Genomic DNA, 22,608 nt, shown 5'->3' with positions numbered 1-22,608 from the left:
CTACTCCGCGGCGAGAGATGAACACCCGATCGTGGCTGGATGCGCTGTCCGCCGAGGCAGTGAATCCGGACATCGGGGCATGTGTGCTATCCGGGAACCCGGCCGGGCATGGCGACGACTTCATGATTCGCGAGGCCGCGCCGATCGAACTGCGGGCCTATCGGCGACTGCGCCGCGAGAACTTCGTCCTCGATCAGGGCTTGTTCGTAGGCAGCGATATCGATGACCTCGACGATGATCCGCGTACCCGGGTGCTCGTCGCGACCGCTTCCGACGGCACGGTGCTCGGGGGTGTGCGCCTGGCCCCGGCCACGCCGACCGATATCGGCTGGTGGACCGGCAGTCGCCTGGTGGTCGACCACGCGCTGCGCACACATCGGATCGGCAAAGCTCTGGTCCGGGCGGCGTGCGCGTACGCCGAGAACAACAATGTGCTGCGCTTCGAAGCCACCGTGCAGGCACGGCATGCCGCGATGTTCACCGATCTGGGCTGGGCGCTGATGGGTCCGAGCAGCCTGGGTGGTGTGCCACATGTGGGCATGCGGTGGCCGATCGATCGCATCCAGCGATTGGCCGACGCCACCAAATCCATGCTGGGTCCGGCGCTCGCGGCATTGGATGTACTGCCGACGTCCTTGGGCAGCAGCGGTTTTCGCGGCGACGATGCCGCACCGGTCCCCGGCGGAGATCTCCTCGCCGCGTGCGATGCCATCGTGCCGTCGATCGTCGAACGCGATCCGGAATGGGCGGGCTGGTGCGCGGTCCTGGTCAACCTCAATGATCTGGCCGCGATGGGTGCCGAACCTGTCGCGATGCTCGACGCGGTGGCCGCCCCCACGCGCTCACTACTGACTCGAATCCTGCGGGGCCTGGGTAAGGCGAGCGCGGTATGGCAGGTGCCCGTTCTGGGCGGTCACACCCAGCTCGGGGTTCCGGCGGCGCTGTCGGTGACCGCGTTGGGCCGCACCGATCGCCCGGTCACCAGCGGTGGCGGCCGCGTAGGCGACCAGCTCGCGCTCACCGCCGATCTCGACGGCGGCTGGCGCACCGGATATCACGGGCGGCAATGGGATTCGTCGTCGCAGCGATCAGGTGAGGAACTGCGCGCATTGGGGCGCGTCGTCGCCGAGTCACGCCCGCGCGCCGCCAAGGACGTGAGCATGGCCGGTATCGCGGGTACCGCGGGCATGCTCGCCGAATCCAGCGGCGTCGGTGTCGAAATCGACCTGGCACGCCTACCTAAACCAGAGACCGCCGCAATGGCCGACTGGCTCAGCTGTTTTCCCGGTTTCGCCATGCTGACCGCCGATCGCCCCGGCACTCCCGCCTGCTCTGCGTCGAGCCCGGCGACGTCGGCGATCTGCGGCGAATTGACCACCACCCCCGGCGTCCGGCTGCGCTGGCCGGACGGCATCACGACCACCGCGGTGACGGGATCCGTTACCGGATTGGGGATCTCATGAACGACCTGACCATCTCCGTGGCAGCCGCCGAATTCGGCCGCGATATGGAGACCTGCTACCGCACCATCGGCACACTCATCGACACCGCCCGCGCACGGGGAAGCCGATTGCTGGTACTTCCCGAGGCCTGCCTGGGCGGCTACCTGCCAAGCCTGGGTGGCGGTGAAGAGAGCGAGGAAGCCCGAGCCCGCCGATTGCGCAGTCTGCCACCGGCTCTCACCCTCGACGGACCCGAGCTGCGCACCGTCGCGGCCATGGCCGGGGACCTGGTGGTAACCCTCGGATTCTGCGAAGCCGACGGCGAGGACCGCTACAACGCCGCGGTCACCCTCAGTGGTGACGGAATCCTGGGCTCATACCGCAAGGTTCATCAGCCGCTCGGTGAAAACCTTTGCTACCAAGCGGGATTCGAGTATCGAGCGTTCGACACTCCGGTCGGCCGGATGGGCATGCAGATCTGCTACGACAAAGCCTTCCCCGAGGCCGCCCGGGCCCTGGCCCTGGATGGTGCGCAGATCATCACCTCGCTCTCGGCATGGCCGACCGCTCGCACCGGCGCGGCCGAGCGGCTCGAAGACGACCGCTGGACTCAGCGCTTCGACATCTTCGACCGCGCTCGCGCGGTGGAGAACCAGGTGGTGTGGGTCGCCTCCAACCAGGCCGGAACCTTCGGATCGCTGCGCTTCGTATGCAGCGCCAAGATCGTCGGTCCGGGTGGAGACGTGCTCGCCACCACCGGCACCAACGCCGGACTGGCCACCGCCACAGTGGATCTCGATCATGTCCTGGCGCTCGCCCGTGACGGCGGCATGTACAACCTGCGTGATCGCCGCCCCGAGCTGTATCACAGCGTGACCCAGCGTTATGGCGTTGTCGGACAACCGGATCGGCCCACGGGTTTGGTGGTCGAACATGCCTGAGATGCATTTCCAGGTGCGCTGGCCCGACGGGGCGGTGCAGCACTGCTACTCGCCATCGCTGGTCATCCACGACCATCTCGCGGTCGGCATCGACTACCCGATCGAAGAATTCCTCACCCACGTCCGGACCGCACTCACCCTCGCCTCCGAGCGGGTGCGCGCCAAGTACGGATTCGCGTGCACCTCGGCGGCCCACACCCTCGAATCCATCGAAACCACTGCCGCACAGGCACTCTCGTCCGCCGAAGCCGGCACCGTGCGAGTGCTGTCGATGACTCCGCCATCGGTGGCCGCCGCGACATCGAAAGGCCGGTCATGACAACCTATTCCACCGAGCATCACGATGTGATCGTGATCGGCGGGGGCCAAGCGGGCCTGTCGATCAGCTGGCACCTCACGCGCAGCGGTATCGACCATGTCGTGCTCGAACGCGACACCATCGCCCACGAATGGTCCGACACCCGCTGGGACAACTTCACTCTCGTCACCCCGAACTGGCAGTGCGTCCTGCCCGGCTACCGGTACGACGGCCCCGACCCGCACGGGTTCATGGCACGCGACGAAGTCTACGCCTGGCTGCGCGGCTACGCGCAAACCTTCGACCCACCCGTGCGTGAGGGCGTACAGGTCAACGATCTCACAGTCGCGCCCACAGGCGGATTCGCACTCGGCACGAGCGCCGGGTCGATGCATGCCGATCAGGTTGTGGTCGCGGTTGGTGGCTATCACATCCCCACCATTCCGCGCTTCGCGGAGAAGCTCCCGGCGTCGATCACCCAGCTGCATTCGGCGCAGTACCGCAATGCCGACGACCTACCCGAGGGCGCGGTACTGGTCGTGGGCACCGGGCAATCGGGTGCCCAGATCGCCGAGGACCTGCATCTGGCAGGACGGCAGGTGCATCTGGCGGTCGGCAATGCCCCACGGGTGGCGCGCTTCTATCGCGGCCGAGATTGCGTGGCGTGGCTGCACGATATGGGCCACTACGACATCCCGATTCAGGACCAGCCCGGCGGATTGGGCAAACGGGAGAACACCAACCACTACGTCACCGGCCGGGACGGCGGTCGCGATATTGATCTGCGCGCATTCGCCCGTCAAGGGATGGGGCTCTACGGACGTCTGATCGATATCACCAGCGGCACAGCATATTTCGACTCATCGCTGGCGAAATCCCTCGATCATGCCGACGCCGTCGCCGAGAGCATCAAGGATTCCATCGACGCCTACATCGCCCGCGAACACCTCACCGCACCGATCGAGGAGCGCTACACCCCGGTGTGGCAGCCCGAATCCGAGCCGACCGAACTCGATCTCGCCGCGCACGGCATCACCTCGGTGCTGTGGTCGGTCGGATTCCGCACCGACTACCGATGGCTGCGCGCGGGAGTCTTCGACGGCGAAGGACACCCCTGCCACAACCGCGGCGTGACAACCACATCCGGGCTGTACTTCCTGGGCCTGCCCTGGCTGCACACGTGGGGTTCGGGCCGCTTCGCCGCGATCGCCCGCGACGCGGAGTACCTGGCCGACCGCATCACCGTCGCGGCCCACACCTCAGCGGTGGCCTAGGCGATGCCCGTCACGCGAATCGCCGCGGTCGCAGCCCACTTCGGCGCCGATATCGGCCGGGCGCTGGAGAAGATCGCCGGCATCATCGAGCGCCTGGCCGCCGACGGCGTCCAACTGCTGGTGCTGCCCGATGCGAGCTTGGGCGGCTATATCGGCGATCTGCGCAACCCCGACCCGGCCACCGGTCCCGAAGCGATCGACGGCGACGGCCCGGAAATCCGGTTACTGAGCCGGTTGGCCGGAGGCATGGTCGTCTGCGTCGGCTACGCCGAACACGCGGACGGCCTGCGCTACAACTCGGCGGTCTGCCTGAGCGGTGACGGCGTACTGGGCCGCCACCGCAAGGTGCACCAACCGGCGGGCGAGCACCTCGCTTACGCTGCGGGACAAGGCTTCTCGGCGTTCGACACACCACTCGGCCGCATGGGCATGCTCATCGACTACGACAAAACCTTCCCCGAATCCGCCCGCGAACTCGCCCTCGACGGCGCCCACACCATCGCGGCCCTCTCGGCCTGGCCCGCCAGCACCACCGACCGCGCCTCCCGCATGCCCAACGACCGCCAATCACGCCTGTTCGACCTCTACGACCAGGCCCGCGCCGCCGAGAACCAAATCGTGCTCGCCTCCTCCAACCAAACCGGCACCACCGGCAGCCTCCGCTTCCTCGGCCAAGCCAAAATCGTCGGTCCCGGCGGGGACATCCTCGCCAAAACCTGGACCAAAGGCGGCCTCGCGGTAGCCGACGTCGATATCGCCGCCGAAGTCCAACGCGCCCGCCGCGTCCTGCACCACCTCACCGAACGCCGCACCGACACCTACGTCAATCTCCTGCAGGACAAAGGAGTTCAATGATGCGGATCGCCCTGCTGACCTACTCGACCAAACCACGCGGCGGCGTCGTGCACACCCTCAACCTCGCCGAAGCGCTGGTTTGCCAGGGAGCCGACGTCACGGTGTGGACCCTGGGCCGAGGCGGCGACCACGCCTTCTTCCGCCCCGTCGACCCGGCGGTCCGGGTGCGCGTTGTCCCTTTCACCGCTCTCGACGGTGAGAGCGTCGGCGCCAGAATCATGCGCTCGATCGAGGTCCTGCGAACCGCCTTCACCCCAACCGATTTCGACATCGTGCACGCCCAAGACTGCATCAGTGCCAACGCCGTCGGCCCCTGCATCCGCACCATCCACCACCTCGACCACTTCACCACCCCCGAACTCGCCCGCTGCCACGAAGCCGCCATCACCAACCCCTACGCCCACATCTGCGTCTCGGCCGCCGTCGCCGAAGAAGTCCACACCGGCTGGGGCCTGACCCCCACGGTCATCCCGAACGGCGTCGAATACGACCGCTTCGCCACCGCCGCAAGCAACGACCCCGCCGCCACCGCCCGCCGATCCGCCTGGCGCACTCGCCTGGGCCGCTACGTGCTCGCGGTAGGCGGCATCGAACCCCGCAAAGGCAGCCTCGACCTGCTCGAGGCATTCGCTCTTGTGCACCGCGATCACCCCGACCTACGACTGGTCATCGCAGGCGGAGAAACCCTCTTCGACTACCGCGACTACAGAAGCCAATTCGACACCCGTGCAACCGAACTCGGCATCGACGTCACCGTACTCGGTGCGGTCGAGCACGCCGACCTACCCGCGCTGGTCGCCACCGCACAGGTCCTGCCGTTCTTGTCCACCAAGGAAGGCTTCGGCCTCGCCGCCATGGAGGCCCTGTCAGCAGGCACCCCCGTCGTAGCCCGCGACCTACCTGTCCTACGCGAAGTCTTCCAGAACGCCGTGCACTATGCCCGATCCCCAGCCGAGATGGCCGCAGGCATACGAGAAGCGTTGCGCCACAACCCACAACGCGCCGATGCGGGCCGCGCCCTCGCCGCCCAATTTCGATGGGACCGCGCAGCCCGCTCACACCTCGACTTCTACGCCAGTGCTGCTGCCGCAGATCGCCGACCGACATCCGTGTCCGGCCATGGCGTCGCGTGATCGATTCGTTCGCTCACAGCACCGCTCCAGACTGGATGAGACAACGATCCCTCAATCGAACAGCCGGCCGAGTAGCGCGCCTTGCCCTGATTGCAGGACGTGCGCGGCTTCCAACGGAATCCAAAAGCATTCGAATCGCGTCGGTTCGCCTACGCCATCATGGCCTTCCCGGCTGTTCCACCGCTCCGGAGTGTCTTGACCGAGCTCGAGTTCGAAGACGTGCCGATGCTGGATCTCGAACCGGTAAGGGCTGATGTCATAGGTGTATTCCCCAAGCTTGCGCACGATCGTGAACTCGGTGAACCCAGTCTCTTCCCGCGCTTCCCGTAGGACGGCATCCTCGGGCGTCTCCCCATCCTGCACGCTCCCGGCAGGCACTTGGATGCCGACTTCCTCCCGCGAGTAATCAATGTGCCGGAAGACGAGCAATCGTCCGTCGCGCACGATATAGGCCAAAACCTGTTCCTTGGTGACCTTTTCGGGCATACGACGAGTAGTCCTTCCTGAGAGGATTGGAGCAGGTTAACCGATTGATGTGCGGGTCGTCACTGTGGTGCCTGCGTGACGAGATAGTCCCGGTAGCGCGGATTGTTCACTGTCACCCGACCACGTTCAGTAGCTCGCCACGTGGCCGGGTTGTGCACAGTGCTCAGTGCGAGGCCGGTAGAAGTGAGCCGGTGCAGAGCCCGGCGGGCCGCTCCGGGCGTAAGTCCTTTCGGTCCTGGAGGAAGCGGAGCGTGGCTTCGGGGCTGCCTGCGATTCGTTCAACGGTGGGACTGTCTCCGGTCTTGTGATTGCTCGTCCTCGGTGCTTTCGGTGCTGGTGCGTTCGTTGTCGCCGTGCGGATCGGCGTGTGTCGCCCGGAATCGGGCTATCACACCGTCGATTTCGGTTTGGGTGCGCACATTCCCACCGTGTGTTCGTAGCTCGTTGACGATGTCGTCCAAAGTGTCAGGGTCGGCGCGACTGGCGTCGCGCAGGATCGCCTCCACCTCGACATGTTCGTCCTCCGAGCGTGCTCGGCGGGGAAATAGGCGTCGTCCTATTTCATTCACATTCCACCTCCGAATGGGATGTCATGGCGTGCATACGTTTTCGTGTGAGTGGATTCGGTGTTCCCTACAGTCGCATTCGTGTCGGTTCGTGACACCTGCGCGACGGTTCGGGGGTCACCTGATTCTTGGGCAACACTGGCTTGCTGGGTTCCTGTAAACGCTGGTCTTGCCCATCGCAATGGGTAACCTGAGGCTGTGCAGGTTCCAGCTGTAGAGAACTGGGTGCGATGGAAATTCGATCGGGGCAGTCGAATCCGAGCGCGCCGGTGATCCAGCCGACGACTCCGCAGGCACGTGGTCGGGAGATGGCCGCCGTGGGAAAGAAGCTCTGGACGACCCTGGGGTCGGTGACGCGAGCGGCGACGGAGTTGATGGCGCGGTATCCGGATGTGCCGAGTTTGCAGGCATACCGACTGATCGCCGAAGCCTACGAACGTCTTCCGATCGAGGACCAGCTTTCTCTCAAACAATTCAGCCTCAACTTCCAGCCGGAGTCTCCGGACCGGCTGTCAAGAACACCCGAATCGCCCAGCGAACCGCTCACGGCCATGCCGAGTTCGCTGCCCGATCAGGTCGGCGAGGAGTTCGTGATGTCGGTGCCCACAGTCGAACATGGCAACCCGGATATCTGCGTTTTCACCTTGCCCAATCCACGTCCCGGTCACCTGTTGGACCTGACCTGGGAATCGTTCGGGTATGGGCTGGAACAGCTTTCAGTCCAGATCAAGAATGTCGGGCGACGACTTGACGTGGATGTGTGCTTCGGCGTCAATGAGGCTGGCCTCGTTATGGCGACCTTCATGGCATCCGCGCGGCTCTCGCGCTGCAAGATCGGTTACCTGCGCTGCAACAAGATTCGTGACGGCATCACCTTGGACGATGCCTCCTTCTTTCCCGATGCTCCAGACACCCCGACTATCGTCATCTGCGATTTCGAGGTCAAACATGCTGACGTTGTCGGCTACCTCGCCCGACAGCTCCGTGTCAGATACCCCAAAGCCGAGCTGTACTTCGCGGTATTCGGCGCAATGACCAAGAGTCGCGGTCTGACGGTGGAAAACTTCGACGATCTGACGGGCGCGAAGATCATGCGCGCCGCCGGTTTCGAGGCGATCTTCGTTGCCGCCACTATGAATCCGCCGGGAATCGAACCTCCTATGGAGCTGCGATGACACAGTCGAAAGGGGGCCCGGAATGATAAGTCCGGCAACGAACACCGAACTCGCACACTATATTGCCGACTTGGTGCGCCAGATGATCACTGAAATTCGTCCACGGCTGATCGACGCTGCCTTGACCGGTCGTCGGGCAGAGAACGAGAACTTGCGCCATAGCGACAACTTCCTGTCCGACTACGACCTGTGGATGCATCAACGGTACAAAGAGTTACTGGCACAGAAGATTCCGTCATTCGTTTACGCCTCCGAGGAAGCCGACCCCGAGATCATCGGCAGGGATCCGGACCCCGACCTGTGTGTGCTGGTCGACCCGCTGGACACCAGCGAGTTGGCCGTACGCGGCCTGTACGGCTACACCCACGTTCTGATCTACTCGCGCGCTCTGGCTCGGCCCGTTGCCGCAGTGGTCGGGGACATTTTTCACCACATCCAGATCTACCTCGCCGCGATGGATGACGCCGGAAACGACCGCGCGCTCATGGTGACCGCCGACGGTGCTCGACACGCTCTCGACCGGCCATCACAGGCCGCGCTGCCGGACGCGTTGGTCACCAACTACCTGATGCGACCTGCTCAACGGTTCGAACCATTGGCTCAACAGGGCGAGTTTCTGAATGCCTTGAGTTTGCCGAACGAGAACGGAAAATCGAACGGGCGCATCGGTGTCGACTTCGGATCGATCGGCCTGTGCCACGTCGCGGCTGGATTCTCCGATGCCATGATCGAGTTCGCCAAGGGATTCGCGATCTGGGACCTGTCGCCAGGGCATTACATCCTGCATGCCGCAGGAGGTGTTGTGACTGACCTCAACGGCAGAGACCTCCCACTGGACTACGGCTTGCGCTCGATGTCCGACATCAGCAAGGCCATGAATACGCGTCAGAGATTCATCGCCGCCGGGAACTACACTTTGGCTAACGAAATCCAGGCCACGTTGCACAGGTGATGCATGGTTTGGCGTGGCCGGACCGCGGCTGCGCGGAAAGCGGATCATCGACACAAGGGAGAGGCGCGATGCCGGAACTTCGAGTGGCGCTGGTGGGCTTCGGGCTTGCCGGATCGGTCTTTCACGCACCACTGATCGCCGCAGAACCCCGGATGCGCTTGGACGTGGTAGTCACCTCGTCGGCCGAACGCGCCGAGCAGGCGAAGCGGCAACATCCTGGGGTACGGGTCATCGCAACGGTCGAGGAGCTGTTCGCTGATCCCTTCGGGATCGATCTGGTCGTGATCGCCACACCCAATCGCAGCCATGCCTCGCTCGCGCTGCAGGCGATCGAAGCCGGGATTTCGGTCGTGGTGGATAAGCCGTTCGCCGTCACCTCGGCCGAGGCTGAGCAGGTCATCGCCGCCGCCGACCGGCGTCGAGTGGTTTTGTCGGTGTTCCAGAACCGCCGGTGGGACGGTGACTTCCTCACCGTCCGAAACTTGATCGCGAAGGGCCGGCTGGGAGAGGTGCAGCGGTTCGAGTCGCGGATGGAGCGGTGGCGGCCGGTGGGCAAGGGTGGCTGGCGCGAGCTCGGCGGGGCAGCCGATGGTGCGGGATATCTGTATGACCTCGGCAGCCATCTTGTCGATCAGGCGCTGGTGCTGTTCGGTCCGGTCACCGATGTCTATTGCGAACGAGACCGCCGCCGTGCCGGAGTCAACGCCGATGATGACGCGTTCCTTGCCCTCACCCATGACTCGGGCGTCCGGTCTCATTTATGGATGAGTGCGGTAGCGGCACAAATAGGCCCGCGGTTCCGTGTGCTGGGATCCGAAAGTGCCTTCGTCATATACGGTCTCGATCCTCAGGAAGCGGACCTGCGCGCCGGCCGTCGCCCTGGCGAGGGAAACCCTTGGGGCACAGTCGAACCCGACTCTTGGGGTGAATTGGGCGCTGAGGGTGATACCGGTCCAATCCCCACCGAGCCCGGCGACTACCCCGCGTTCTATCGAGCGATGGCCGATGCCTTGATCGACGGCACGCCAGTCCCGGTTGATCCGCACGACGCAGTCGAGACGCTCAGGGTTCTGGAGCGTGGAGTCAGCAGCGCGCAGCGGTAGAACTTCCCCTTTGTGAGGGATGCGGAGTGATGTCGTTGACCCACAGGTCATTTGGTTTGCGGCGAATGCGATTTCATTTGCAAGTTCGGTGTTAACCAGGCTGAATGCCTATGTTGTGCTCTGGTTTCCGGTGTGTCAAGATCGTCGGCACCGGCTTCGGGGGGAAGTTCATCGGAGGTAGTCGGCAATCCGCGTTGCGCACCCGTTTTGACTCGCCGCCAACAAATTTCAAGGAGCCGCCATGGGAGCGCTACTTCTCAGCAGGGACGTTCCGGGGACGCTCGAGTCCCTTTTCAACACCATTGTCGCGCCGACCACCTGGGACCACTGGTTCGGTATGCATCATGACTTCATCGGCACGCCACCCGAGCGGCTGGTCGAAGGGTCCGTTGTGGTCGCCGAGGTGCTGCTGCACGGCATGCTCGAGGAAGTCGAGTGGACCGTCACTCGACTCGATAAGCCCAATCGAATTGCCTTGCGTGGCAAGGGAAGAACGGGCATTCAGTACGATCTGACCTACTGGTTGCAGAGCACCGAATCGGGCGCCAACATCACCGCGGGCTTCACCTTCTCCGGACCGTTGATCACCAATCAGGTGACCAAGGCCCTGGAACAGCACGGCTACGAGCAGCTCGACAACACCCTCGGTCAATTGGCCGAACTCGCCTGCGCGCGACACGAATAGACCGGAAACACCACGCTCACATCGATCCCAATGCCGTGATCGGTGAGCGCTTTCGCGGTTGCAGGGCAACGGGTTTCGGACTCATGCCTGTTCTCCGGCCGATACCGTTCGACCGTGGACCGTGCCTTCCACGACGTCCCGATACACCTGGGCGACCTCGACCGCCGGGGTGCCGTCAGCCGGATCCATGTCGAGGCTGAGCAATGTTTCTCGTACCCAACCCGGGCTGACCGTATTCAGGCGAACGCCACGCGGCATCTCGATCGCCGCGGCGTGTACGAACGCCTCCAGGCCAGCATTGACCAGGTACGAGAGCGAACTTCCCGCGATGGGCTCGGTGAATCGGCCGCTGGTGAGTGTCACCGATCCGCCGTCCCGCACATGCGCGAGCGCTCGTCGGACCAGGTTCACCTGGCCCACGAGTTTTCCGTCGAGACCGGTCCAGAAGTCCTTGTCCGACAAGGTATCCAGGGGTGTCAAGCCGCCGCTCGCGGCGCAGCACACCACCGCGTCCACTTCACCCACCTCCACGAAGAGGGCGTCGATCGTCGCGGTGTCCGCCATGTCCACCCGCACAGGTCCCTTGCGTGAGACCGGCACCACCTCGTGGCGCACGGCCAAGGCATCGGTGACCGCGCGGCCGATGATCCCCGTCGCACCGATCACAAGAATCTTCATCACGTCTCCGTTCGTCTGTGGCTGCTCTGTCGGAAACCAGCCTGCGGCGATCGGCATCGCGGACCCAGCCTCTTGCCGGATGTACACCTGTGGTGGGTACACCTGGCAGGTACAGGTTCGGCATCCGCGAATCAGCGACACTGGTTCGCATGAGCACAAATACGGAGCTGGGTGAATTCCTGCGATCGCGGCGCGCTCAGCTCCAGCCCACTGAGGCCGGGCTTCCCGATTACGGCGGGCGGCGACGTGTGCCAGGTCTGCGCCGGGAGGAAATCGCACAGCTCGCCGGGGTGAGCGCCGGCTACTACACCCGGCTCGAACAGGGGCAGAGCCCCAATGCCTCGGACGCCGTACTCGATGCTGTCGCCCGCGTCCTGCGGTTGGACGACGCCGAGCGCGCGCACCTGTACTCCCTGGCCCGGCCGAAGCCGAGAACTCGCCGCCCGGCCGTGAAGCCCGAGCAGGTGCGGCCGGGAGTACGGCTCATGATCGAGTCCTTCGGGGACGTGCCCGCCCTGGTCATGGGGCGTTTCCTCGACGTTCTCGCATGGAATCCGATGGCGCACGCTGTACTGGCAGGCCATCTCGACTTCGATGCGCCGAACCGCGCCTACGACCGCCCCAATATCGGTCGCATGATGTTCCTCGACCCCCACACGCGCGATCTCTATGACGACTGGCCCCGCAAGGCCCGGTCCACCGTCGCCGACCTGCGGCTCGTTGCCGGGCAGCACCCCGGAGCTCCCGCCCTGAGCACCCTGATCGGCGAATTGATTCTCGGGAGCGCCGATTTCGCGAAACTGTGGTCCGCGCACACGGTGGGCGACTGCGGCGGTACGACCAGCAGTTATCACCATCCCACCGTTGGCACCATGGCGCTGATGACCGAGTTGATGGCCCTGCCGAACGACGACGGACAACGCCTGGCCGTGTTCAACGCTGAACCGGGCTCGCCTTCCGAATCCGCCTTGCGACTCCTCGCCGGTCTGACCGCCATTACCACCCCTGGCGCAGGGACCTCGAATATCTCGGCTAGCCGCCTTCGGCTGGCCGAAGGCCATTAGGCCAACTAGACGATCAGCTTCACGATACCGGGGCACCGACCCGATCAGGATCGGTGCCCCGAATCTCACAGCGAGCGCAGCACTCTCCGGCCCATCACCGGATCAGCCAAGGGACGCAACGCAATTCGCATCAGCGCCAGCGCATTGTCATCACCGGCGATGCGGTTCATCTTCAATACCCCGCACCCCATGCACTGGTGCACCAGCGACCATTCACCGTTGTCCCGCACCGTCATACTGACCGCCCGCATGCGGGCACGACAGGTCGCGGCACGATCGCCCGGTAACCGGTCCACATGACGACTGGCCAAGCAGTGCGGGCAATGATTGCGATGCCCGGTCCCCGGCGCGCTGATCGGCACGTCGAGCCGACACCCCACACACCGGAACGACTCACCGGATTCCCCGCCGGGCCCGTGCAATACGGACTTCCCGCGCTGGCGGCGGCCGGTCACCGCATTGTTCTTTCGTGGCATGTCCGGCTCCTACAGATCGCCGAACACTTCGAGCGGGAACGGTGGTTCGGCCAGCGGACGCACCGCCAACCGCATGAGGATCAGCTGATTGTCATCCCCGCACACCGCGTGCAGCGCCAGCTCATGGCACCGCGTACACCGATGCACAATGCCCCATTCGCCACTGCGCGACACCGCGATCGACAGCGGAGCCATCCGCGCCTGACACTCGGACACACCACCCTCGACCTGGTCGACGGTATGCCGCGAATGCAAACAACTGGGGCAATGATTACGCCGCTGGCCATCGGGCCCGAGCAGAGCCACGGTAAGACTGCAACGCATGCAGGAAAACGTCCCGGTCCGCAATGCCGGACTGGGCTCATGGTTGGTAAAGGTGTTGTCGGACAACTCGGTTCACTCCAATGCCGAGAGCGTGAATGCAGGCAGCGGGAGCAGGCCGAGAGCGCCTCGATGACGCTAGCGACTACCGGCCAGATGTGGTGCGGGCAGCGATGTTTCGTGCCGGAGCCACACCCTGAGGCGCTCTCGGCGCATTCCGGGTCATCAAAACACCCTCTTCCACAGTCGGTTCATTCACGCCCGGGTGGCGCGGCGGCAACACTAACAGCGGCCACTCGCGCACCGCCATCTGTTTTCCGCGCGCCGCGATCACGCCGTCTCGTGAAGGAAACGTGACACCGAGGCTGTTGAACGTCGAGGTGGTCTGGAAATCAGCCGTTCTTGTTCTGTGCGGATTCGATACCGGCCCGGTATTCGTCCAACCTGCGCTCCTGCGCCATTCGCGCCCGCTCGCTTCCCATCGGCGGGGTCAGCATCGCTCGCACCTGCTCGGGTGTGATGCTCGCCCGCTGGTCAGGATGGTCGACCAGGAACCGAATGGTTGCCGATAACGCGCCGGGCTCCACGGTCCACGCCCCAGTCGGTACCGTCCACTGTCCCTCCGGATCCTGTTGCCGCGCAAGCGAAGTCGGACTCGATCTGTCGATCACCGCCCCTCGTGGACAGTTGAGGACGATCTCCGGATACGAGCCGCCGCGCTTCACCAGCTTCGTTCTCGTCGCCACATTGGTGATTGCCTCCCAGGGAAGCTCCCAGTCGAATCCGGCGTGTGACACATGCAATGTGTGTTCCCCGAAGGTTATGTGCCGCTCGATCCCCGTGAGAAGAAGCAACGTGAAGAATCCGCTCCCAAGCACGAGAACGAGGCCGCCCGGCACGAACCATTGGGGTGCGTCCCCAGTACGACCGTACTGGAACACCACGGCTCCGGTAATTGTGAGAAGGAAGAACAATCGGAACTCCGGCCTGCGCCAGGGACGATAACGCAGGACTGCTCGTCCGGCCCGGACTGTCACGGCGGGATACTCCGGGGTGGGGAACGTCGAAACCATTGCCAGACCCAGAGATCCGAAAAGCAGTCGGTCGTCCCCCTGTCCGTCGAATACCGCGAGTATCAGGAATCCGATCCCGCCGAGCAGGGAGATCGGAAACATCCACCGGCGGCCCAAGACCGGCACAAAACCCACTGGTCTGTCCGAAACGCGCCGCGCCATGAGAAGACTCCGTCCCTTCGTCGGCAACGAGCACGATCAACACCCGAACGGCGTCTCGCGGCCGACGATCAGGATCTCAGTACTTCTCGTTGCAGGGCAAGGGGTTCCGGCCGTGGGACCCGGCTCAGAAGTCCGTCAGAGTGTGGCGCTGTTCCCACAGCTTTGCCTTGGCGAACGCCTCGTGGACGTCATAGGTCGAAATGCGTACGGTCATAGATTGATTCACGTGCTCGCCGCCCCCATTCGGTGTCGCCCGGACCTTGGTCAGCGCTGCCGCGACCATGCGTTCCATCTGCTGCGAGTACTTCGTCATATATGCCGGATCGGCGTTGATCGCCCGCAGTAGCGGACGGTTCTGGGACGCGGAGGCCGCATTGACGACGAACTCACCGTCGGACAACAACGCGGGAATCTTGTCGCCAATCGACGATCCGGGGCCGGTGACCGCGCCACCCGTGGCGTGCTGTTGCGGTGGCTGAAGGACCGAGGCCGGCAAGACCACATTGCTGTGATCCGGCATGTCGTAGTGATTGTTGATGTATCTCGACACGAGATAGCCCGCCACGGCACCGGCGACGAGACCGACCGCGGTGCCGACGCCGGGCAGCACCGAGCCCAATGCCGCACCGGTTTCGGAACCCGCAAGCGCGGCGGTCAGTGCGGACGTGCCGGCGAGGACAACCCCCTGGGTCGTGTTGAACGCCACCAGCGCTCCCGTTTCCCTGGCCATGGCCTTGTCGAACGAGTTACCGTCACCCGCCATATCGGAGAGTACGCCAAGACCCATGCCCAGACCCCCGCTCGCGGCCGTACCCACCGGCGTTCCACCGACGGTCTTGCCGCCGATCGTTATCTCCTTCATCCATCCTGGAACGGGTATGTTGTTGGCTTCCAGCCGATTCCGTTCCTGGGCAATCTGGGCATCGAGCACGGTGCCCATGGCGCCGGGGAACGCGGCGCCACCGACGTCGGTCGCGCCCGGCCCGCTCGCCAGTGTGGTCGGTGGCTGGATGACGGTGGAGTTTGCCGGGATCTGACCGTCCTGGGGCAACGCGACGCTCACTGAATTGCCGTTGTCGTCGAGTTGGATCAAGATTGTTCCGGGTTTGCCTGCCTCGGTGAATCGCCCCAGGGTGTTCTTGGCCGCGTCGTACTGTCTCAACCATCGTGTGCGTGATCCGTCGGTATCCATGTACGAGTAGCGGCCACCGCCCGCGTCGTCGTCTGCCTGCGCCCAGTCAGGATGCTGGGCACGCATCTGCTGAACCTGCGCCGAATAGTTCGAAATCTCCGCTTGGTCGTGCAACCGGTTGAAATAGTCCCGCGTCGCCAGCGGCAGCTGGGTGCGGTTACCCAGGTCGGCATCGTGTTGAAACGTCTGTATCTTCTGCTCGGGGGTCAACTGATCCCAGAGGCGGTTGAATGCGGAGTCTTCGGTGGGCAGCTTCTGACTGCCGCTGAGATAGGGCGTCAGATCCTGTGTGTTGGTGGTGTATGTGGGCGACTGGCCGGGAATCACAATCGTCGTATGTGTCGTCAGCACATTCTTGTCGTTCGTGACGTCGTTATGCAGGAGCGTTCCCGAAGGCAGCAGCGTTGTTCCGCTGGGCTTCGAATTGACAACGCCGACGACGTCTCCGATGCCCCCGACCGGTGGTGTCGACGACTGTTGTGATTTCTGGTCGACCTGGCTCGGAACGATGGCCGCGATCAACGGGTCGACCGGTTGGCCGTTGACCGTCGGAGATCCGGCAGCGGGCGGAATCGGACCGTCATCGTGCAGGGCCTTCAGGGCCGACACGGGAATCGAACCGGAAGTGTCAGGAGGGTTGGGGGCCATGAGAATTCCTTCAACGAAGGTCAGCGAAGTGAAGATTTTGCGCACTTGGCCTTCGCCGTAGCGCCGAGGGGCGGCGGCTGCCTGCACTGTTGGCGGTCTGAATCCGTTCCGTCCATGCGGCACAATATCTTTGGTGTATGCCAGCATATCCTCGGGCTTCAGCGATACTGCGCCGCCGACCAACATTTCGAGACGCTGTATGTATTCCTCGCCGTCGTCCTGCATGGTGCGGACAGGGTCCACTGATCGTGCGTGACTCGAGGCTGGCGCGGATCACTTCGTGGACAAGGCCCGGTACGACCATTCGCCGCCGAGAGTGAGTTCGAGGGTGGCGGTGTGGTGTTGGTCGACGGTGCGGCGGTGGGCGGTGCTGATGAGGATGAGGTCGGGGAGTTCGGTGCGGATCAGGGCGTAGAGGGCGAATTCCAGGCCCTCGTCGACCGCGGAGGTTGCTTCGTCGAGGAATGCCGCTGAGGGGCGGATCAGGATGATGCGGGCGAAGGCGAGGCGTTGTTGTTCGCCGGTGGAGAGGATGTTTGCCCAGTCGGCACTCTCGTCGAGACGATCAGTTAGATGGCCGAGTTGCACTTTGGTCAGCGCGGAGCGCAAATCGTCGGCCGTGGCATCACCCGGTGGGGCGGGGTAGGTGATGGCGGCGCGCAGATCACCCAGTGGCAGATACGGCAGCTGGGAGATGAACATTGTGCCCGGGATGTCCGGGCGGCCGACGATACCCGTTGTGTAGGGCCACATTTCGGCCAGGGCACGCAAGAGCGTTGTTTTGCCGGTGCCGGAGAGTCCGCGCACGACCACCGCATCGCCCGCGTTCAGCAGCAGGCTCAAATCCTGGACCAGAATCTCGCCGTCGGGTCGGTAGACGTGTACCGCGCTCAGTTCCACCGAGTGTTCGAGTGCTCGCGCTTCGATCCGGGGCAACTCACGCGATCGCTCGTCCGCTTCGAGCAGCCCTTCGAGGCGCAGCAGTGTCGCGCGGAACGACGCGAAGCTGCTGTAACTGTTGCGGAAGAACGATAGTGAGCTCTGGATCTGCCCGAATGCCGTACCTGTCTGCTGGACGTCGCCGAGAGTCAGCTTGCCGGAGAAGAATTGGGAGGCTTGTAGGAGCCACGGCAGTACCGAGGCCGTTTCGGTGGCGGCCTGATTCCAGCCGATGAACCGGGTGGTGAAATACACCAGACGGCGATAGACGCGCAGCACCTCGGCGAAAAGTGCACGCAGGGAATGCCTTTCGGACTCCTCGCCACGATAGAACGCGACGCGTTCGGCGTTGTCGCGCAATCGGACCAGCGCGTAGCGGAAGTTCGCTGTCGCGGCCTGGTAGTCGAAGCCGAGTTGGATCAGCGGGCGCCCGATGCGGAAGGCGATCGTTGTCGCGACGATCACGTATGCGAAGACGAGAAACACCATGGCCCTGGGGATTTCGACTCCAGCGATACTCAACGGTTGGGACAGGTCCCACAGGATTCGGGTGAACGACACTACTGACACCACTGCGGTGACCGCCCCCAGCGAAAGCGAGCGCGCCCCGGAGATCATCTCCCCGACATCCTGCTGAATACGCTGGTCAGGGTTATCGATGGGCGCGTCGATGAATCGTCCCCGGTAGTACGCCTGATGATCGATCCACGCCCCGCTCATGCGCTCGGTCAACCAGTCACGCCAACCGATCTCGAAGATCTGGCCGAGATAGAAATCCAGCTGGGTGCGAATCACCTCGATCACCGCGAGGACGGCGAACACCATGAGCGAATGCCAGAACGCGTGTTCGGCGGCGTCGAGCGCACCGCTGTCTCCGCCGCCGATCGCTGCGGCCGCGTCTTGCAGAGACGAGAACATATCGTTGCCCTGATAGGACAACAGCACCTTCACCCGCACCGATAACACCGCACTCAACAGCAGCACCCCGATGAACGGGAGAGTGCGCACAGCTTCGGGACCGGTGAAGTACGCACCAGTGACAGCGCGAAAATGCCTGCCCCACTGTGTCATCCGCAGCAGCAACGCCGCGACCACCAGGAACACGACCGCCGTGATCGCGACCGTGATCAGCAGCCACTGCGCCGACGTGACCATCTCGTCGCTCCAGTCGCGCGACGCGTTCACAGCGGCCTCCGATCACATCCGGGCATATCCCATGGCAGTCGAAAATCCGCTCGCTGAGGTGAGCGACAGCCAACAATAGCCGCTACCTGCGCAAATCCAGACGAACCCGGAACGGGGTGCCGTTTGATCACACCGCCTGAATACTGGGCGCCATGGCGACAGTCGTGGCTCTGCATGCTCATCCCGATGACGAGATCACTCTGACGGGAGGGACTCTGGCGAAATTGGCCCAGGCGGGGCACCGCACGGTCATCGTGGTCGCGACCGATGGGCACCGGGAGTTCGACGGCCCCATCGCACCGCGACTGCTGGAATTGCAGGCCAGTGCAAGGGTTCTCGGCGTTTCCAGGGTTGAGCACCTGGGATACGCGGACAGTGGGCACGGCCCGGTGCTGTTTCCCAACCCACCGGGTCGGACGATGTTCGTCCGAGCGGATGTCGGTGCAGCGGCGCAACGCCTCGCGTCCATCCTCATCGAGGAGCGTCCGGACATGCTGCTGAGTTATGACCGCAACGGCGGGTACGGGCACCGCGATCATGTTCGTGTCCATGAGGTCGGGGCGCTGGCCGCGAAATCGGCGGGCATCGCACGCGTGCTGAAAGCGACCATGCCACGAGAGCTATTGCGGGGGCTGACCGCTCCGGCCGGTTGGCTCGGGTATGACACCACTGCTATCCGCGACGGTTACACCGCCCGCGCGGAGATCACCCACCGCATCGATGTCGGAGCGTTCACAGCGCAGCGAATGACGGCGTTGGCCGAGCACCGATCGATCCTCGAAGGTCAGAGCCGTTTCGCCACCATCGCCGGTTTCGTACGCCGCGTTCCCGCGCCCCTGCGGGCAAAGCTGTTCCGCTGGGAATGGTTTGCCGAGGAGGGTCTGCGCCCCGGCCCGGCCGGTCCTCTCGATGACATCTTCGCCCGCCCCGGCCCGCATTGACGCCGGGATTTACCTCTTGTCGGGATGGCGCGCGCCGACGATGCGCAGGGCCAGGTCGACGTAGTAGTCGCCGAGGTCTTCGGGGGTCCAGGGGCCGTTGTCGTGGTACCAGCGGGCGATGTCGATGCCCAGGGACAGGATCGCTACGGCGGCCATGTGGGGGTTGGGGTTGTCGAAGGATCCGTCGGTGACGCCGCGTTCGATGAGGGTGCGGACTTCGGTGTCGATGGTGTGGCGGATGTCTTTGATCTCGCGCTGATGCTCGGGGGACAGGGCGGCGAGTTCGTAGTTGATGACGCGGGCGACGGTGTGGGCGCGGGCGTGGTGGATGGCGAAGTCGCGCATCAGGGTGATGAGTTGTGCGGTGGGGTCGGGGGAGGAGGCGATGGCGGATTGGACGCGTTCGAGGGTGTCCTGGTGGCCGACGCGCGAAATCTGGTAAAGGAGTTCCTCTTTGGAGCGGTGATGCACGTAGATGGCGGCGGTGCTCAGGCCCGCGATGGAGGTGACGTCGCGGGTGGTGGAGCCGTGGAAGCCGCGTTCGGCGAAGGCGATGACGGCGGCATCGATCAGCCGGGCGCGAGTGTCGTCCGCGCGTGAGCGGTCGGCTGGTTCGGTCACCTGGCCAGTCTCCCATCGGTCGGACCATGACATGTCAGCAGGCATGTGCTGGGGAGCGTCCCCCGGCATGGTAGGCGGGGGACGCTCCGCGTTCAGAGCGCCAAGACGAGCTTGCCGGTGTTCGCGCCGGTGAACAGCATGTTCAGGGTGTCACCGAACTGGGCGATACCGCCCTCGACGACGTGTTCGCGGCTCTTGATGCGACCCTCGGCGATCCACTGTGCCAGTTGCGCACCGGCTTCGGCGTACCGGTCGGCGTAGTCGAAGACCACGAAACCGATCATCGACGCGCGGAAGACCAGCAGAGACATGTAGCGCGAGGGTCCCGGCGGCGGCTTCTCCTCGTTGTAGGCCGAGATCGCCCCGCACAACACCACGCGTGCGCCGCGGCGCAGGTTGGCCAGCGCGGCGTCGAGAATCTCACCGCCGACATTGTCGAAGTAGATGTCGATGCCCTTGGGAGCCACTTCGCGTATCTGCCGCAGCACATTTCCCGCGCGATAGTCGATGGCGGCGTCGAAACCCAGTTCCTCGGTGAGCATCCGGCATTTCTCCGCACCGCCCGCGATGCCGATCACGGTGGCGCCCTTGGCTTTCGCGATCTGCCCGGCGATGCTGCCGACCGCACCCGCGGCCGCCGACACCAGCACGACGTCGCCCTCTTTCAGCTTCCCGACCTCGAGCAGGCCGAAATACGCTGTCATACCGGGCATTCCGAGCGTGCCCAGCCAGGTGGGGCCCGACGCTACGCTCAGGTCGACCTTCTGCACGCCCCGACCGTCGCTGACCGCGTACTCGGTGACACCGAAGGTGCCGCTGACCGTATCGCCGACCGCGTAGTCCGGATGCGTGGACTCGATGACGGTGGCGATATCGAGCGAGCGCATCACCTCACCGATCCCGACGGGCGGCAGGTACGAGCGGACATCGTTGAGCCAGCCGCGCATGGCCGGATCCAGGGAGATGAAGTTGATCTTCACCAGAATCTGGCCCGCTTCGAGGGCGGGGAGTTCGGTCGTCACCACGTTCCAGGTGTCCGCGGTGGTCAGCCCGGTCGGCCGTTCGGCCAGCAGCACCTGCTGGGTCTTCGTCATGCGGTCCTCCTTCTCGAATAGGTCGAATTCACTTGGGCGCGTCAGCCTTTCCGTCCCCAGGACGGATCGCGGCGGCGCAGTTCGCGCTGGGCGATGGTGCGCTTGTGTACCTCGTCCGGCCCGTCGGCCAGCCGCAGCGTGCGCACGTGCGCGTACATGGCGGCCAACGGGAAGTCCCCGGAGACGCCACCGCCGCCGTGCACCTGAATGGCCCGGTCGATCACCTTGAGCGCCATCTCCGGTGCGGCGACCTTGATGGCGGCGATCTCGGTGCGCGCGTTCTTGTTTCCGACGGTGTCCATCAGATACGCGGCCTTGAGCGTGAGCAGCCGGACCATTTCGATCTCGATGCGGGATTCGGCGATCCAGTCCTGGATATTGGCCCGATCCGCTACCGGCGCACCGAAAGTCGTGCGGGACTGGGCCCGATCGATCATCAGATCCAGCGCCCGCTCGGCCATGCCGATGGCCCGCATGCAGTGATGGATGCGGCCCGGGCCCAGGCGGGCCTGGCTGATCATGAATCCGTCGCCCTCCCCGGCCAGCAGTGCCGTGGTGGGCACCCGGACATTGTCGAAGATGACTTCGGCATGCCCTTCGCGATCCTGGTAGCCGAACACGGTCAGCCCGCGCACCACGGTCACCCCGGGGGTATCGATCGGGACCACCATCATGGACTGCTGGCGATGGGTCGCCGCCTCGACATCGGTCTTGCCCATCACGATGAGCACCTTGCAATTGCGGTGTAATGCGTTGGAGGTCCACCACTTACGGCCGTTGAGCACGTACTCGTCGCCATCGCGATCCATCCGCAACTGGATGTTGGTGGCATCGGAGCTCGCGACCGCGGGTTCGGTCATGGCGAAGGCCGAGCGGATATCCCCGGCGAGCAGGGGAGCGAGCCACTCGCGCTTATGCTCCTCGGTGCCGAACAGCGTCAGCACCTCCATATTGCCGGTATCGGGCGCACTGCAATTGGTCGCCTCGGGGGCGAGATGCGCACTGCGGCCCATGATTTCGGCCAGTGGCGCGTATTCGGAATTGGTCAACCCCGCACCGAGTTCGGGATGCGGATGAAACAGATTCCACAGCCCACGCTTGCGCGCCTCGGTCTTGAGCTCCTCCAGAATCGGCGGTTGATAGTGCGGGTCACCGGATTCGATCATCTGTGCTTCGAAGATCGGCTCGGCCGGATAGACATGCTCATCCATGAAGGCGAGCAGATCGTCCCGATACCGCAGGGCCTTGCCCGAGAGTTCGAACATCGCTACTCCTGATCGTCGTTTACGTTGCGGCACATGCGG

Annotated in this window: 23 protein-coding genes; 12 read left to right on the top strand and 11 right to left on the bottom strand. The window is 64.3% G+C overall.

The features are described from left to right. Positions 1-122 precede the first annotated feature (122 nt). From AB0L82_RS37480 to AB0L82_RS37455, 6 genes are read left to right on the top strand one after another with little or no spacing between them, the layout of a single operon-like run. A complete protein-coding gene (locus tag AB0L82_RS37480) occupies positions 123-1,463 on the top strand; it encodes an MSMEG_0567/sll0787 family protein (protein ID WP_364648133.1) in 1,341 nt (446 codons plus the stop codon). Continuing rightward, the gene (locus AB0L82_RS37475; protein ID WP_364647891.1) at positions 1,460-2,383 is read left to right on the top strand and encodes a carbon-nitrogen hydrolase family protein; all 924 of its coding nucleotides are present in this window, start codon (positions 1,460-1,462) and stop codon (positions 2,381-2,383) included. Before AB0L82_RS37480 ends, AB0L82_RS37475 begins: the two co-directional genes overlap by 4 nt. Then, positions 2,376-2,702, top strand: coding sequence for an MSMEG_0570 family nitrogen starvation response protein (locus tag AB0L82_RS37470; protein WP_364647888.1), 327 nt, complete (start codon positions 2,376-2,378; stop codon positions 2,700-2,702). Before AB0L82_RS37475 ends, AB0L82_RS37470 begins: the two co-directional genes overlap by 8 nt. Next, on the top strand, positions 2,699-3,955 hold the full coding sequence (locus AB0L82_RS37465; protein WP_364647885.1) for an MSMEG_0569 family flavin-dependent oxidoreductase: 1,257 nt from the start codon (positions 2,699-2,701) through the stop codon (positions 3,953-3,955). Before AB0L82_RS37470 ends, AB0L82_RS37465 begins: the two co-directional genes overlap by 4 nt. 3 nt (positions 3,956-3,958) lie before the next feature. Beyond that, a complete protein-coding gene (locus tag AB0L82_RS37460; RefSeq protein WP_364647882.1) occupies positions 3,959-4,810 on the top strand; it encodes a carbon-nitrogen hydrolase family protein in 852 nt (283 codons plus the stop codon). Then, positions 4,810-5,943 carry an MSMEG_0565 family glycosyltransferase gene (locus AB0L82_RS37455; RefSeq protein WP_364647879.1) on the top strand — a complete coding sequence of 378 codons (1,134 nt, stop codon included), beginning with the start codon at positions 4,810-4,812 and terminating at the stop codon, positions 5,941-5,943. The genes AB0L82_RS37460 and AB0L82_RS37455 overlap by 1 nt, the downstream gene beginning before the upstream one ends. A gap of 51 nt (positions 5,944-5,994) precedes the next feature. On the opposite strand, the gene AB0L82_RS37450 is transcribed toward AB0L82_RS37455, so the two are convergent. Then, positions 5,995-6,429 (bottom strand): NUDIX domain-containing protein, encoded by a 435-nt coding sequence (locus AB0L82_RS37450; RefSeq protein WP_364647876.1) that lies wholly within the window; start codon positions 6,427-6,429, stop codon positions 5,995-5,997. Positions 6,430-6,707: 278 nt separating this feature from the next. After that, the gene (locus AB0L82_RS37445) at positions 6,708-6,935 is read right to left on the bottom strand and encodes a hypothetical protein (RefSeq protein ID WP_364647873.1); all 228 of its coding nucleotides are present in this window, start codon (positions 6,933-6,935) and stop codon (positions 6,708-6,710) included. Positions 6,936-7,225: 290 nt separating this feature from the next. On the opposite strand from AB0L82_RS37445, the gene AB0L82_RS37440 reads away from it, so the two are divergent. The 4 genes from AB0L82_RS37440 to AB0L82_RS37425 all read left to right on the top strand — a co-directional run bounded on the left by AB0L82_RS37440 (position 7,226) and on the right by AB0L82_RS37425 (position 10,910). After that, positions 7,226-8,170 (top strand): hypothetical protein, encoded by a 945-nt coding sequence (locus AB0L82_RS37440; protein WP_364647870.1) that lies wholly within the window; start codon positions 7,226-7,228, stop codon positions 8,168-8,170. A gap of 73 nt (positions 8,171-8,243) precedes the next feature. Then, positions 8,244-9,122, top strand: a complete 879-nt coding sequence (locus AB0L82_RS37435; protein ID WP_364648130.1) for an inositol monophosphatase family protein — start codon at positions 8,244-8,246, stop codon at positions 9,120-9,122. Between the two features lie 68 nt (positions 9,123-9,190). Then, positions 9,191-10,225 carry a Gfo/Idh/MocA family oxidoreductase gene (locus AB0L82_RS37430; RefSeq protein ID WP_364647867.1) on the top strand — a complete coding sequence of 345 codons (1,035 nt, stop codon included), beginning with the start codon at positions 9,191-9,193 and terminating at the stop codon, positions 10,223-10,225. 241 nt (positions 10,226-10,466) lie between these two features. Continuing rightward, complete coding sequence (locus AB0L82_RS37425) at positions 10,467-10,910, top strand: hypothetical protein (RefSeq protein WP_364647863.1); 444 nt, start codon at positions 10,467-10,469, stop codon at positions 10,908-10,910. Positions 10,911-10,991: 81 nt separating this feature from the next. Here AB0L82_RS37425 and AB0L82_RS37420 read toward each other — a convergent pair whose 3' ends face one another. Then, a complete protein-coding gene (locus AB0L82_RS37420) occupies positions 10,992-11,588 on the bottom strand; it encodes a short chain dehydrogenase (RefSeq protein ID WP_364647860.1) in 597 nt (198 codons plus the stop codon). Between the two features lie 149 nt (positions 11,589-11,737). Here AB0L82_RS37420 and AB0L82_RS37415 point away from each other — a divergent pair, with 149 nt between their 5' ends. Further along, a complete protein-coding gene (locus AB0L82_RS37415) occupies positions 11,738-12,652 on the top strand; it encodes a helix-turn-helix transcriptional regulator (protein WP_364647857.1) in 915 nt (304 codons plus the stop codon). A 65-nt stretch (positions 12,653-12,717) separates the two neighbouring features. Here the strand turns inward: AB0L82_RS37415 and AB0L82_RS37410 are convergent, their stop codons facing one another. The 5 genes from AB0L82_RS37410 to AB0L82_RS37390 form a co-directional block, all read right to left on the bottom strand. After that, positions 12,718-13,128, bottom strand: a complete 411-nt coding sequence (locus tag AB0L82_RS37410; RefSeq protein ID WP_364647854.1) for an RNHCP domain-containing protein — start codon at positions 13,126-13,128, stop codon at positions 12,718-12,720. Between the two features lie 9 nt (positions 13,129-13,137). Next, positions 13,138-13,452, bottom strand: coding sequence for an RNHCP domain-containing protein (locus tag AB0L82_RS37405; RefSeq protein ID WP_364647851.1), 315 nt, complete (start codon positions 13,450-13,452; stop codon positions 13,138-13,140). A gap of 389 nt (positions 13,453-13,841) precedes the next feature. Continuing rightward, positions 13,842-14,684 (bottom strand): hypothetical protein, encoded by an 843-nt coding sequence (locus AB0L82_RS37400; RefSeq protein ID WP_364647848.1) that lies wholly within the window; start codon positions 14,682-14,684, stop codon positions 13,842-13,844. 124 nt (positions 14,685-14,808) lie between these two features. Then, positions 14,809-16,749 (bottom strand): hypothetical protein, encoded by a 1,941-nt coding sequence (locus tag AB0L82_RS37395; RefSeq protein ID WP_364647846.1) that lies wholly within the window; start codon positions 16,747-16,749, stop codon positions 14,809-14,811. A gap of 48 nt (positions 16,750-16,797) precedes the next feature. Next, on the bottom strand, positions 16,798-18,648 hold the full coding sequence (locus tag AB0L82_RS37390; protein WP_364647843.1) for an ABC transporter ATP-binding protein/permease: 1,851 nt from the start codon (positions 18,646-18,648) through the stop codon (positions 16,798-16,800). 152 nt (positions 18,649-18,800) lie between these two features. Between AB0L82_RS37390 and AB0L82_RS37385 the strand changes: the two genes are divergently transcribed. Next, a complete protein-coding gene (locus tag AB0L82_RS37385; protein WP_364647840.1) occupies positions 18,801-19,589 on the top strand; it encodes a PIG-L family deacetylase in 789 nt (262 codons plus the stop codon). Positions 19,590-19,598: 9 nt separating this feature from the next. Here AB0L82_RS37385 and AB0L82_RS37380 read toward each other — a convergent pair whose 3' ends face one another. From AB0L82_RS37380 to AB0L82_RS37370, 3 genes are all read right to left on the bottom strand, one after another. Further along, positions 19,599-20,210 carry a TetR/AcrR family transcriptional regulator gene (locus tag AB0L82_RS37380; RefSeq protein WP_364647837.1) on the bottom strand — a complete coding sequence of 204 codons (612 nt, stop codon included), beginning with the start codon at positions 20,208-20,210 and terminating at the stop codon, positions 19,599-19,601. A gap of 92 nt (positions 20,211-20,302) precedes the next feature. Next, positions 20,303-21,304, bottom strand: coding sequence for an NADP-dependent oxidoreductase (locus AB0L82_RS37375; RefSeq protein ID WP_364647834.1), 1,002 nt, complete (start codon positions 21,302-21,304; stop codon positions 20,303-20,305). Positions 21,305-21,345: 41 nt separating this feature from the next. Then, on the bottom strand, positions 21,346-22,569 hold the full coding sequence (locus AB0L82_RS37370) for an acyl-CoA dehydrogenase family protein (protein ID WP_364647831.1): 1,224 nt from the start codon (positions 22,567-22,569) through the stop codon (positions 21,346-21,348). Between the last annotated feature and the right edge of the window lie 39 nt (positions 22,570-22,608).

The sequence above is a fragment of the Nocardia sp. NPDC052001 genome (assembly GCF_040680615.1).
GTDB lineage: Bacteria > Actinomycetota > Actinomycetes > Mycobacteriales > Mycobacteriaceae > Nocardia.
This window is presented reverse-complemented; position numbering and strand designations above follow the sequence as displayed.